Raw genomic sequence first — 12,635 nt, 5'->3', positions numbered from 1 at the left:
CCCTTGAAATTTTGCCTTCTGTTTGTCTAAGGAACTTTTTCCCATCTGTTATAACCCCTTTAACCTTTCCAGTTCAAAGTTTTTAAAGTGGTGTTTCGGTTCTGGAATACCTCTTTTTGAATTTGAAAAAACTCTAAAAGAGAAGTTAAGCCAACACTTTTGAATCTCTCCTTGAGTTGGTTCCCCCTTTGGTGGTTTAATGATTAATTGCCAAATCAGGACAGGAGGGCCGATGAACAGAATAAAGGTCGTTAAGAGGAAGGGGGACAAGGAGCCTCTCAACATTGAGAAGATTAGAAAGGTGATCAACTGGGCGGCTGAGGGGCTTAACGTTAACACGCTAAAACTTGAGTCAAAGCTCAAGCTCCACTTCTTTGACGGGATAACGACCCGTCAGATACACGAGGCAGTTATAAACACTGCCCTCCAGCTTACAACCCCAGAGGAGCCAGACTGGAGAATCCTTGCAGGAAGGCTCTTCATATTCAACCTCTATAAGGAGGTCTCTATCAGGAGGGGAACCAGCAAGCTTGCCTACGTTGGAGGGGGTGAGGAGTACTTAAAGGTTGTAAAGGATTTAGTGGAGAAGGGTCTCTATACTAAAGAGCTCCTTGAGAAATACTCTGAGGATGAGCTTATTGAGGCAGGGAACTACTTGAAGCTTAACTACGACTTCCTCTACGACTATGCAGGGGCGAATCTTCTTGCGAGGAGGTACCTCTGCATCTACGAGGACTATCCAATAGAGCTCCCCCAAGAGATGTTCATGACAATCTCCCTTATGCTTGCCATAAACGAACCTAAAAAGAAAAGGTTAGAGATAGCCAAAAGGTTCTACGACCTGATAGCCGGAAAGAAGCTCTCACTTGCAACGCCTATACTCATCAACCTCCGCCGTCCAAACGGAAACCTCTCGTCATGCTTCATAACCGCCATGGACGACAACCTTGACTCCATAATGTACACGGCAAACCAGGTTGCTCAGATATCAAAGAGGGCTGGTGGAGTCGGAGTGAACCTGTCAAGGATTAGGGCTCAAGGTTCCTGGATAAAGAAGGTTTTTGGGGCAAGCGGTGGAATAGTTCCCTGGACGAAGATTCTCAACGATGTTGCCGTTGCCGTAAACCAGGAGGGAAAGAGGGCAGGAGCCGTTACTGTAGCCTTAGACGTTTGGCACCTTGACATTTACGACTTTTTGGAGCTTAAAACTGAAAACGGAGACCTTAGGAGAAAGGCCTTTGACATCTTCCCTCAGGTTGTGATTCCAGACCTCTTTATGGAGAGGGTAAAGTTTGACCAGGAGTGGCTCTTGGTTGATCCCTACGAGGTTGAAAGGAAGTTCGGATATAGACTCTACGAGCTTTGGGGAGAGGAGTTTGAGAAGGCCTACATGCACGTTGAGGCAGAGAGCGACAAACTGAGGCTGAAGAAGAGGGTAAGGGCTAAGGAGCTCCTCAAGGAGATCCTCAAAACACAGGTTGCAACTGGTCTTCCCTACATCTTCTTTAAGGATACTGCCAACAGGCTCAACCCCTTAAAGCACGACGGTTACATAGGAAACGGGAACCTCTGTATGGAGAGTTTTTCAAACTTTAAGCCCTCTAAAGGTTTTAAAACCTACCTGAAAAATGGAAGGATAGTTAATGAGGTAGAGGAACCGGGCCTTGTCCACACTTGCAACCTACTGTCTGTAAACCTTGCAAACATAGAGGACGATAAAGAACTTGAGGAGGCAGTTAGAGCGGCCGTAAGGATACTTGACAACACGATTGAGCTTACATCTCCTCCAATCCTTGAGAGCAAGCTCCACAACGACAGGTACAGAACTATTGGAATCGGAACCTTGGGACTTGCAGACTACCTTGCAAAGAGGGAGATACCCTACGGAAGGCAGTCTTTAAAACTAATAGACGAGCTCTACGAGAAGATTGCCTACTACGGGATAGACGAGAGTATAAACTTAGCTAAAGAGAGGGGAACTTTCCCTGCCTACGATTGCTCAGACTGGAGCAAAGGAGTGATTATTGGAAAAGATGCAAAGTTCCTCTCAGAGAAAACTACTTTAAAAGAGAAGTGGTTGGAGCTCCTTGCCAAGCTCAAAAAGTACGGAATCAGGAACGGTCAGCTCTTTGCCATAGCTCCAAACACAAGTTCAGGACTTCTCCAAGGAGCAACCCCGGGAGTCCTTCCGCCGTTTTCAAAGTTCTACATAGATAAGAACCAGAAGCAGGCTGTCCCTATCTGTCCACCCTACATAAAAGAGAGGTTCTGGTTCTACAGAGAGAGTAAGTTTATGGATCAAAAAGAAGTTATTGATGTTATCTCAACGATTCAGAAGTGGGTTGATAGCGGGATATCTATGGAACTCCTTTTCAACCTTAACCTTGGAATACGTGCAAAGGATATCTACGAAACGGTTATGTACGCGTGGGAGAGAGGGATAAAGACCATCTACTACGTTAGAACGATTCAGAAAGACAGTGAGGGAGCTCTGAAAAAAGATGAGTGTATAGCTTGTGCAAACTAATCTAATATTGACCATGGGAAGTGTAGATTTAAATTATTTATTACTATGTATTACAACATTGGGAGGCTCCCCCCTCCCGTCATTAACTTAGGGAACGTATGCTGCTCCTTAATTAATTTTGGGGAAATCCAGTGAAGAGAACTGCTATATACGTGGACTTTGATAACATCTACAGTGCTGTTTTAGATAACTGGTGGTTCTCTAAGAAAACGAAACCTCTAAGAGAAGAGGACTTAGACTTCGTTAGCAGGTTATCTTATATAGATGATGGAAAAAAGGAAGAAGTTTTTACGTATCAATGTGCAAAATTTGAAGAGAAAGTGATACCAGGGCTTAAAAGGGAAGAATACGCTACTACAGGTCTTATTATTGAAAGTTGGTTACCAAAATGGAACTTGGAAATGGATGTTAGGCAGGCCAACGAATGTCTTAGGAGATTAATACTGTCAGGGAAATTGGGACAAGATGGTATTTTCTTTGAAGAATCTGGAAAAAAAGATGGATTCATCGTTGGGAAATTTAGGAGGAAAGAAAATGTCTAATATAAAGAAGGAGCTTATGAAACCTCGTCCGATATTTAACCCTGAAGGGAACGACGACCCAGCGAAGAGGGGGATCCTCTACGGTGATACGACAAACATCTTCAACCTTAACGTCATTAAGTACGAGTGGGCCCCTAAGCTCTATCGTGTAATGATGGCAAACTTCTGGATACCTGAGACCGTTGACCTGACCCAGGACGTTCAGGACTACAAGGAGCTAACAGACGACGAGAGGCAGGCTTACGACGAAATCCTCTCTTTCTTAGTCTTTTTAGACTCAATTCAAACGACAAACATCCCAAACATTGCGGCCTACGTTAAAGCTCCGGAGATAACAATAGACCTATCAATCCACGCCTACCAGGAGGCTATCCACTCACAGAGTTACGGTTACACCATTGAGTCGGTAGTCCCTCCTGAAAAGAGAGAGGAGGTCTACTACTGGTGGAGGAAGGACCCAATTCTCTTTGAAAGGAACAAGTACATTGCAGACATCTACCAGAAGTTCCTTGAAGAGCCAACTATGGAGAACTACGGAGAGGTTTTAATCGGAAACTACCTTCTTGAGGGGCTTTATTTTTACAACGGCTTTATGTTCTTCTACAACCTTGCTTCCCGTAACTTGATGCAGGGAACGGCAGATGTTATCCGATACATAAACAGGGACGAGCTTACGCACGTTATCCTCTTTGAGCACTTTATGAAGGACTTAACGGACGAAGGCTTCAAGAAGTACCTGACGAAGGACAAGATTTATGAAATGTTCAAAATTGCCGTTGACCAGGAGCAGAGGTTCAGTAAGAAAGTTATAGGGAACAAGATCCTTGGAATGAACGAGCAGTCTATTGAGGACTATACCTACTACATTGCTAACAAGAGGTTAAAGTCTTTAGGGCTTGAACCGATATTCCCCGACAGGCCTAACCCTTACGAACACCTTGAGAGGATTGCAGATACAGGGGGGGAGGGTAACGTAAAGGCCAACTTCTTTGAGGCGACTGTTACAAGCTACAACCAAGCAAGTGCAGTTGAGGGTTGGGACGAGATTTAACTTTCGGGGAGGGAAATTCTCCTCTCCATTTTGTTTATATACATCCTTCTGTCGGCTATTTTGAGGAGCTCTGTTGAGTCGTAACTGTCCTCCGGAACTAATGCGATTCCAAAACTCACAGAGATTTTGAACTTTGAGAAAGCATCTTCAATGTGTTTTCTCAACTCCAAGAGCCTCTTTTTCACTGCTTCAGCATCACAGTTAGAGAGGATGGCTATAAACTCGTCTCCCCCTATTCTTGCAACGATATCGCTCTTTCTAAAGTACTTGAGAAGTATTTTTGTAACTTCCCTTAAAACCTCATCTCCCTTTTTATGGCCAAACCTATCGTTAACTAACTTAAACCTGTCGAGGTCAAGGTATACAAGGCAGAGGTTTTTATTTTCGTCTCTTTTAACCTTTTCAACCTCGTGGAGAAGGTAGGATATTGCAAAATTCCTGTTGTAGAGACCTGTTAGAGGGTCCTTTATTGCAAGCTCGTGGTAATCTCTTACAAGGTTAGTCGTCATTTTTGTGAAAAGAATTGAAAGGACTGAAATTATAAAGTAGACAAGTATTGCCGATCGAAGAATAGGAAGAGGATATGGGAGCCTAATGTACTTAATAAAGTAGAAAATACCGGACATAATTACAAAAGAAGTATACAGTAAATTCCAAATTATTGCTTCCTTATACGGCCTTAGGAAAGCTGCAAGTAAAGGGAAAACGAAGCTCCAAAATATTCCTGCTTCCTTATCTCCTCCAGTTAAAAAGAGGTAGCCAGCAGTTAAGAAGAAGGTTAGTAAGTAAAGTGTGGAAGCTCTATTGAAATTCTTAGACTTTACAAAGTAAAACAAAATTAAAGCATTTGCTGTTCCGACGATTAGATCAACGAATAACAGGTGATAGTTCTTTAAAACAATGTTTGAAATTGAAAATATGGCTATGGAAATGAGAGTTATAATTAAGAAATAGAAGAAAATTTTTCTGCGAAATTCCCAGCTATAGGGGTGTTCAGTCTCGTTTTTCAATAGGTTCATTTTAGTTCCTTTAACTTGCTTCTACTTAAGAGGTGTAATTTTTACTCTACTGAGGAGTCCTTTTACCTTTTCCGGAGTACAGAGCTTGGTCCCTTCCTCTGTTACAGTTGCAGTTCCGCAGGCTACTCCAAACTGCACGGCCTCAGGAATTCCTTTCCCTGAGTAGATTGCGTAAGCAAATCCTCCTACGAGGGAATCCCCTGCTCCTACAGTATTCTTAACTTCAACCTTTGGAGGAACAGTTCTGAACACTCCCTCACTGCAGACGCAGAGAGCTCCAAACTCCCCTAACGAGACTATAACGACCTCAATCCCCCAACCTCTAACTGTTTCTGCAGCTTTTGCTATCTCATCAATTGAGTAGAGTGGATGGCCTACAAGTCTTTCAAGTTCATACCTGTTTGGCTTTATTGCAAATGGTCCTTTTTCAACCGCCTTTTTCAGGAGCTCCCCGTCTGCGTCAACGATAACCTTCGTCCTCTTGCCTTTAAAGTTCTCAACTATCTCCCCGTAGAATGTGTCCCTTAGCCCCGGTGGAACACTTCCCCCTAAAATTAGAACTTCAGGCTCATAACAGTTACAAACAGCTGCCTTAAGTTTTTCAGTTTCCTCATTTGAAAGGGGAGCTCCTTTTGCAGATATGAGGATGTGTTTCCCCTTTGCTTTTTGTTCAAGTATCGTGTTAACCCTCGTTTCTCCTTCAACTTCAACAATTATTGAGAAAACGCCTTCTTTCTCTAACAGAGCCTTTACGCACTTTCCTATGCATCCTCCTAAGGGAAGGGCAAGGTAAGAGTCGTTGCAGAGGCGGGCTACTACCCTTGCAGCATTTACCCCTTTTCCTCCTGGTGATAGGAGAGGATTATCAACTCTGTTTGTGTCGTCCTCTTTGAGAGCTCCAGTATAGTAGTAAACGTCTAAACAGGGATTTGGGCATAAGGAAAGTAACATTATCCCCTCACCTTTCCCCCTTTTCAAAAAGAGCCTTTAACTTAGGCCGCAGGATTTCCCATTCAGCGTAAGCTGCCTCAATTACTCCCATAACTGGATCTTCTTCAGCCCAGTTCTCAGGGGAGTAGGAATCTAAAATTTCTTTGAGGAACTCCTTTAAAGCTTCAGAAAACTTCTCTTTGGAGTGCCTCTCCCTTACTTCCGATATTGTTTTAGAGAGGGCCTCTTCCTTGCTGAGGCCCTCATTTATGTACTTCTCGTAGGTTTCCCTTAAATCCTTTTTTGCCTTCTCCATTAGAGCTCTCTATTCACTTTTTCAATAGTATAACATTCAATGATGTCTCCAACTTTTATGTCGTTGAAGTTCTCAAGGCCGACTCCACACTCGTAACCTGCTTGGACTTCCCTTACGTCTTCTTTAAATCTCTTAAGAGAAGCAATTTTTCCGTCGTAGATTACAACTCCATCTCTAACGAGCCTTACGTTAGCGTTTCTCCTTATGACTCCATCTCTGACGTAGCAACCGGCAACCGTTCCAACCTTTGGAACCTTAAACGTTGCCCTAACCTCTGCAGAACCGAGGTAAACTTCCTTCTCCTCTGGCTCAAGGAGACCCTGCATAGCCTTTTTAACTTCGTCAACGATGTCGTAGATGACCCTGTATGTCCTTACGTCAACTTTCTCCCTTTCTGCTGCCTTCCTTGCAGCTGAGTCAGGTCTGACGTTGAAGCCGATAACGATGGCGTTAGAGGCGGCTGCAAGCATTACGTCGTTCTCAGTTATCGGTCCAACGCCTGCGTGGATTACGTTGACTTTAACCTCGTCGGTGGAGAGTTCCTCTAAAGACTTCCTGATCGCTTCAATGGAACCTTGGGCGTCTGCCTTGAGGACGATGTTGAGCTCCTTAACCTCTCCAGCTTGCATCTGACTGAAGAGTTCCTCAAGACTTACCCTCTTCTCCCTCTCTAAGGCAGACTGTCTTGCAAGCTCCTGCCTCTTTGCAGCGATCTCCCTTGCCTTTTCTAAAGAATCAACGACGTAGAACTTGTCTCCTGCAAGTGGAACGTCTTCAAGTCCTAAAACCTCAACGGGCATTGCAGGGCCGGCCTCCTTAACAGGCCTACCCTTGTCGTCAAACATAGCCCTTATCTTACCGGCATAAAGCCCGGCAACTACTGCGTCTCCGACTTTTAATGTTCCGTTCTGAACAAGTAAGGTTGCAACCGGTCCCCTCTTCTTATCCAACTTCGCCTCTAAGACAACTCCCCTTGCAGGCTTGTTTGGGTTTGCCTTTAGCTCCATTATATCTGCCTGGAGGGCTATCATCTCAAGGAGCTCGTCAACTCCCTCTCCGGTCTTTGCAGAGACCGGAACCATTACCGTATCTCCACCCCAATCCTCTGGTATCAGGCCGTGCTGTGTTAGCTCTTGCTTAACCCTTTCCGGGTTTGCCCCCGGCTTGTCTATCTTGTTTATTGCAACGATTATTGGAACGCCGGCAGCCTTTGCGTGGTTTATTGCTTCAACCGTTTGGGGCATAACGCCGTCGTCTGCCGCAACGACTAAAACGGCTATATCTGTAACTTGAGCTCCTCTTGCCCTCATTGCTGTAAAGGCTTCGTGGCCTGGAGTATCAAGGAAGACAAGCTTCTTCTTACCCTCGCTGGTTTCAGCCTCTACAACGGAAGCTCCAATGTGCTGGGTAATTCCTCCGGCCTCCCTCTCAGCAACTTTCGTGTTTCTTATGTAGTCAAGTAGGGTAGTTTTACCGTGGTCAACGTGTCCCATAACGGTAATAACCGGAGGCCTTGGTTTAATGTCTTCTTCCCTGTCTGGGGTTTCTTCAAGCTCTGCCTCAAGGGCAGCTTCCTCCTCTTCGGCTCCCTCAAGCTTTACAACTTTTCCATATTTCTCTGCAACTTTTGCTGCAGTCTCAAAATCTATCGGCTGGTTTATGGCTACAAACTTTCCGAGAGCTATGAGGTCCTGGAGGAGCTGATTGGGCTCTACTCCTAACCTTTCGGCAAACTCTCTAACGGAGATGACCTCTGGTATTACTACCGTTTTGGCCTTCTCCTCTTCCTCAATTAAACGTTGAAGCTGCTCCTCCTCTGAGAGCTCCTCAAAGGAAACTTCCTCAACGACCTCTTCCTCTTTTTTCTTCTTCTTCCTCCTCTTCTTCTTAGCCCTATTCTTCTCCTCAATCTTTCTCATAAGCTCTTCAAACTTCTTCTGGTCTTCAAGCTCTTTCTGTTCCCTCTTCTTCTGGGCTAAGAGTTCCTCCTGAGTTCTCGGCTTCTCCTTCTCTTTCTCTCTTGACTCTTTCGTTGAGGCTACAAGCTTTTCAAGCTGTTCCCTCGTTACTTTTTCGTCAATGGGTTTTTGCGTCTTTTGAGGCCTTTCGGGGCGTTTTCTTTCCCTCTGCTGGCGCTCTCTCCTCTCCCTCGGGCGGCGACGCTCCCCTTCTTCCCTACGGGGCCTTCTACGGCGTCTCCTCCTTGCAAGCTCTTCAGGTGAGAGGATCCTTACCTCAGAAGCCTTCTTAGGCTTTTCCTCTTCAGCTCTTCTTTTCTCTTCGTTTTTCTTCTCCTCAGGAGGAACTTCCCGTTTAACTTCTACAGCCTCTCTTTTCTCCTCTTTTTTAGGTTTCTCTACGGGAGCTTCCTCTCTCTCTACTTCAACCTTTTCTTTAACCTCTTCTGGCTGAGTCTTAACAGCCTCAGCCGGAAGCTCCTCAACCTTCTCTTCTTTAATAGGAGGAGCTTTTACTTTCTTCTCTTCCTCAACTACAACAGGCTGAAGAAACTCTCTAACTATCCTTACCTGTCTCTCGTCTAAGCTTGACTGTGCACTCTTAACGTTTATGTCAAGCTCGCTCTTTAACTTCTCAATGAGCTCTTTTGAAGACATTCCAAGCTCTTTTGCAAGCTGGTGAACCCTTACTTTAGCCAAAACAAAACCTCCTGAAACGGTTAAGCCTTAATATAGACGGCCTGCAAATTATAGCAACAGAAGTTTAAAAGGCGTTTTCTATGTGTTCTTCTACTTTCTCATCAATAACTGAGATAACGTCAAATCTGATAGAACTGTAGACGATTTTGTTTTCAGAGAGGAATTTAAGGGCTGTTTTCTTTACTTTTTCTGCCTTGCTTGGTGTTATGGTCTCAAGAGGGTGGGTTAGAGAGTTTCTCTTTCTGTGCTTTACTTCTACAAAAACAACAGTTTCTTTTGAAGGGTCAAAAGCGATTAAGTCAACCTCTCCGAAGGAGCTCCTGTAGTTTCTCTTTATAATAGAGTAGCCTCTCCTCACAAGATACCGGGAAGCTACCTCCTCTCCTACTCTCCCTCTCTCCTGAGACCTTCCCAAAGCTCCTCCTGTGGATTGGTGTTATTCCAAGTTCCTTTATTTTATTTACGTGTAGTTTTGTTGGATACCCTTTATGTTTCTCAAAACCGTAGCCTGGGAAGACTTTTGAGAACTCCTCCATTATAAAGTCCCTCGTAACCTTTGCTACCACGCTTGCACAGGCACAGGAGAAACTCTTCTCGTCTCCTTTCGGAATCGGGAGAATTCTGTCTGCAAACTCGGGGATTTTCAGGTAGTCGGTTATGAAAAAGTCCGGTTTAAGGGGGAGCTCCTCAACCGCCCTCTTTGCAGCTAAAATGGTTGCCCTGTAGATGTTGAGTGAGTCTATTTCTAAAGAGTCTGCAAAACCTACTCCGACGGCCTTTGCTTCCTCAAAAATTCTGTAGAAAAATTCTCTCCTCTCTCCCTCTTTCAGTCTTTTTGAGTCCTTAAATAAAAAAGGATTGACGTTCTGCGGGAAGACAACTACTGCAGCCACAACCGGCCCCGCTAAGGGTCCTCTTCCCGCCTCGTCAATCCCGGCAACAAAGGTGTAGCCCTTTTTCCAGAGCTCCCTTTCTATCTGAATGATTACTTCTTGGTCATCCACTCCTTCTTCTCTTTAATACGGGCAGCTTTACCTTTCCTCTCCCTGAGGTAGTAGAGCCTTGCCCTTCTTACAATACCTCTCTTGAGGACTTGAATGCTTTCAACTACTGGAGCGTAGAGTGGGAAAGTCCTCTCAATTCCAACTCCGTAGGAGACCTTCCTTACGGTAAAGGTTGCGTCTGTTCCGGAGCCCCTCTTCCTGATTACGACACCTTCAAAGGCCTGAATCCTTTCCTTGTCTCCCTCTTTTATCCTTACGTTAACCCTTACTGTGTCTCCAACCCTAAAGTCGGGAATATTTTTCTGGGTGTATTTTTCCTGAACTGCCTTCATAAGCTCGTCAAGCCCAGCCATAGTAAACCTCCGGTAGAGTGCGAAATTTTGCGCCGTGATTTTATAGAAACTTTTTAAAAAGTCAAGGAATAAAAAAATGGTGCGCCCGGCAGGATTCGAACCTGCGACCTCGAGATTAGGAATCTCGCGCTCTATCCTACTGAGCTACGGGCGCACGGCAGTAGGTAAAATAGGCCGTGCGGAAAGAAGTGTCAACGTTATTTCAAAATAATACCTGGAGGAATTTAATGCTAAGGTTTTTCACGGCCGGAGAAAGCCACGGAAAGGGTATTTTTGCCTACCTTGAGGGAATCCCCGCAAACTTTCAGGTTGACTTTGACTTTATAAACGGAGAGCTCTCAAGACGGCAGGGAGGCTACGGTAGAGGCGGAAGAATGAAGATAGAGAAAGACAGGGTTGAGTTCCTCTCTGGAGTGAGGTTAGGAAAGACCCTCGGAACTCCGATTCTAATGGCAGTTTGGAACAGGGACTACAAGAACTGGGAAGGGATTATGAAACCTGAGCCGGGGGAGCTCCCGGAGGAGAAGAAGGTAACGAGACCCCGTCCCGGCCACGCAGACCTACCTGGAGCTTTAAAGTTTGGATTTGACGATGTAAGGAATGTCCTTGAGAGGTCTTCGGCAAGGGAGACAGCCGGAAGGGTAGCGGCTGGAGCTCTCTGTAAGAACATTTTAAGGGAGCTTGGAGTAGAAGTTGGAAGCTACGTTATTTCAATAGGCTCTGTAAAAATTGATGAAGAGGAAGTTCAAGGAGTTTCACTAGTAGAGAGGTTTAAAAGGGCCGAAACCTCTGTTGTCAGAGCTCCCCTTCCAGAGAAGGACGATCTGTTTAAAGAAGAGATAGACAGGGCTAAGAAGGAAGGGGAGAGTTTAGGTGGAACTTTTGTCGTCTTTGCAGTTGGGATGCCTCCGGGGATTGGCTCACACACTCAGTGGGATAGGAGGTTAGACGGAAGGATAGCTCAGGCCCTCATGTCAATTCAAGCTATAAAGGGAGTTGAAATTGGACTCGGGTTTAAGGGGGCGGAGCTCCCAGGCTCTAAAGTTCACGATGAGATTTTCTATTCAGAAGAAAAAGGATTTTACAGGGAGACAAACAGGGCTGGAGGAGTTGAGGGAGGAATGACGAACGGAGAGCCAATAATTGTAAAGGCTGCAATGAAGCCGATACCAACCCTCTACAACCCCTTAAGAAGCGTTGACTTAAACACTAAGGAACCTTTTGAAGCCTCAATTGAGAGGTCTGACGTCTGTGCCGTTCCTGCTGCGTCGGTAGTTGCAGAGTCAATGGTTGCGATAACGCTTCTCTCTGCAGTTCTTGAGGAGTTTCCAGCTGCGAACTTTGACAGGTTAAAGAGGTGGTGGGAGGAGTATAAAGAAGAGGTTATGAACCGTTAGAGTCTTTCCTTCATGACCAACATCGGGTCCGCCCTCACTCCCTCAACGTAAAAGCCGAAGTGGAGGTGTGGGCCCGTTGACCTTCCTGTTGAGCCTACCTTTCCTATGACCTTTCCTGCCTTTACAAATTGTCCCTCTTTAACCGCTATCTTTGAGAGGTGAGCGTAGAGGGTATGAATTCCCAGGCCGTGGTCAATAACTACAGTGTTCCCCGTAAAGTAGAGGTTCCTTGCAAGGACTACTTTCCCAGAAAGAGAGGCGTAAACGGGAGTTCCAGTTTTTGCTCTGAAGTCCGTTCCCCAGTGGATTGAGTGCCTCTTCCCGTTTATTATTCTCTTTGCTCCAAAAGGAGTTGAGACTGAGAGTTTCTTAAGGGGCGGGTAGAGTCTGTTTTCTTTAAACTTCTTGGGAGTTACTTGATTGAGAACCCTCTTTAGTAGTTTCTCCTCCCTTAAAACCCTTTTGAGGAGCTCTCCCTTTAACGATCTCTCCTTTACCCATATTCTTGAAATTCTGTAGTATTTTGGAGTAACCCTCTTTGTTGTGAAGAAGATTCGTTTTCCGTTTCTATAGAGAGAAAGGGAAAAGCTATCATTTTGAACTCTGTAGGGGATGACGAAGAAGAGCTCCTTTTCTCCCTGTATTCCTTTAAAAAGGAATTTTCTTCCTTTGTAGCCTAATACAGCTTCGTACTTTCCTGTTGAGTTAACCTCAAACTTTCCCAAACTGCCGGGGTAGGTAAAAGGAAGGTAGAGTTTAAACTGTTCTGCCGTTGCCGTTGAGATAGCAAAGAGTATAAGGAAAAGGGCTGTTATGAATTTCATGGTTTTTATTTTAAC

At 45.0% G+C, this 12,635-nt stretch carries 12 protein-coding genes, 1 tRNA gene and 1 pseudogene; 4 read left to right on the top strand and 10 right to left on the bottom strand.

The window, feature by feature from the left end; all coding sequences use genetic code 11:
• The first annotated feature begins 232 nt into the window (after window positions 1–232).
• The 3 genes from ACZ424_RS04725 to ACZ424_RS04715 all read left to right on the top strand — a co-directional run bounded on the left by ACZ424_RS04725 (window position 233) and on the right by ACZ424_RS04715 (window position 4,120).
• The gene (locus tag ACZ424_RS04725; protein WP_464903849.1) at window positions 233–2,527 is read left to right on the top strand and encodes a ribonucleoside-diphosphate reductase subunit alpha; all 2,295 of its coding nucleotides are present in this window, start codon (window positions 233–235) and stop codon (window positions 2,525–2,527) included.
• A gap of 131 nt (window positions 2,528–2,658) precedes the next feature.
• Window positions 2,659–3,069 carry a hypothetical protein gene (locus ACZ424_RS04720; RefSeq protein ID WP_464903848.1) on the top strand — a complete coding sequence of 137 codons (411 nt, stop codon included), beginning with the start codon at window positions 2,659–2,661 and terminating at the stop codon, window positions 3,067–3,069.
• Window positions 3,070–3,085: 16 nt separating this feature from the next.
• The gene (locus ACZ424_RS04715; RefSeq protein ID WP_464905213.1) at window positions 3,086–4,120 is read left to right on the top strand and encodes a ribonucleotide-diphosphate reductase subunit beta; all 1,035 of its coding nucleotides are present in this window, start codon (window positions 3,086–3,088) and stop codon (window positions 4,118–4,120) included.
• Here ACZ424_RS04715 and ACZ424_RS04710 read toward each other — a convergent pair.
• The 9 genes and pseudogenes from ACZ424_RS04710 to ACZ424_RS04670 all read right to left on the bottom strand — a co-directional run bounded on the left by ACZ424_RS04710 (window position 4,117) and on the right by ACZ424_RS04670 (window position 10,553).
• Window positions 4,117–5,139, bottom strand: a complete 1,023-nt coding sequence (locus ACZ424_RS04710) for a GGDEF domain-containing protein (RefSeq protein WP_464903847.1) — start codon at window positions 5,137–5,139, stop codon at window positions 4,117–4,119. The genes ACZ424_RS04715 and ACZ424_RS04710 overlap by 4 nt on opposite strands.
• A gap of 21 nt (window positions 5,140–5,160) precedes the next feature.
• Window positions 5,161–6,090: a 1-phosphofructokinase family hexose kinase gene (locus ACZ424_RS04705; protein WP_464903846.1), complete on the bottom strand. Its 930-nt coding sequence runs from the start codon at window positions 6,088–6,090 to the stop codon at window positions 5,161–5,163.
• 7 nt (window positions 6,091–6,097) lie between these two features.
• A complete protein-coding gene (locus tag ACZ424_RS04700) occupies window positions 6,098–6,385 on the bottom strand; it encodes a hypothetical protein (RefSeq protein WP_464903845.1) in 288 nt (95 codons plus the stop codon).
• Entirely contained in the window at window positions 6,385–8,466 is a 2,082-nt protein-coding gene (gene infB, locus ACZ424_RS04695) for a translation initiation factor IF-2 (RefSeq protein ID WP_464905212.1), read from the bottom strand. The genes ACZ424_RS04700 and infB overlap by 1 nt, the downstream gene beginning before the upstream one ends.
• 489 nt (window positions 8,467–8,955) lie before the next feature.
• Window positions 8,956–9,000 (bottom strand): annotated as a pseudogene (locus ACZ424_RS04690) (hypothetical protein); the annotation flags it as partial.
• A gap of 106 nt (window positions 9,001–9,106) precedes the next feature.
• Window positions 9,107–9,400, bottom strand: a complete 294-nt coding sequence (locus ACZ424_RS04685; RefSeq protein WP_464903844.1) for a YraN family protein — start codon at window positions 9,398–9,400, stop codon at window positions 9,107–9,109.
• Window positions 9,342–10,046 (bottom strand): ribonuclease HII, encoded by a 705-nt coding sequence (locus tag ACZ424_RS04680; RefSeq protein WP_464903843.1) that lies wholly within the window; start codon window positions 10,044–10,046, stop codon window positions 9,342–9,344. Before ACZ424_RS04680 ends, ACZ424_RS04685 begins: the two co-directional genes overlap by 59 nt.
• Entirely contained in the window at window positions 10,028–10,378 is a 351-nt protein-coding gene (gene rplS, locus ACZ424_RS04675; protein ID WP_464905211.1) for a 50S ribosomal protein L19, read from the bottom strand. Before rplS ends, ACZ424_RS04680 begins: the two co-directional genes overlap by 19 nt.
• Window positions 10,379–10,476: 98 nt before the next feature.
• Window positions 10,477–10,553, bottom strand: a tRNA-Arg gene (locus tag ACZ424_RS04670).
• Window positions 10,554–10,626: 73 nt separating this feature from the next.
• Between ACZ424_RS04670 and aroC the strand changes: the two genes are divergently transcribed.
• Window positions 10,627–11,796 carry a chorismate synthase gene (gene aroC, locus ACZ424_RS04665; RefSeq protein ID WP_464903842.1) on the top strand — a complete coding sequence of 390 codons (1,170 nt, stop codon included), beginning with the start codon at window positions 10,627–10,629 and terminating at the stop codon, window positions 11,794–11,796.
• Here aroC and ACZ424_RS04660 read toward each other — a convergent pair.
• Entirely contained in the window at window positions 11,793–12,620 is an 828-nt protein-coding gene (locus ACZ424_RS04660; RefSeq protein WP_464903841.1) for a M23 family metallopeptidase, read from the bottom strand. The two genes, aroC and ACZ424_RS04660, sit on opposite strands and share 4 nt — an antisense overlap.
• Window positions 12,621–12,635 lie beyond the last annotated feature (15 nt).

The sequence above is a fragment of the Thermovibrio ruber genome (assembly GCF_055380895.1).
This window is presented reverse-complemented; position numbering and strand designations above follow the sequence as displayed.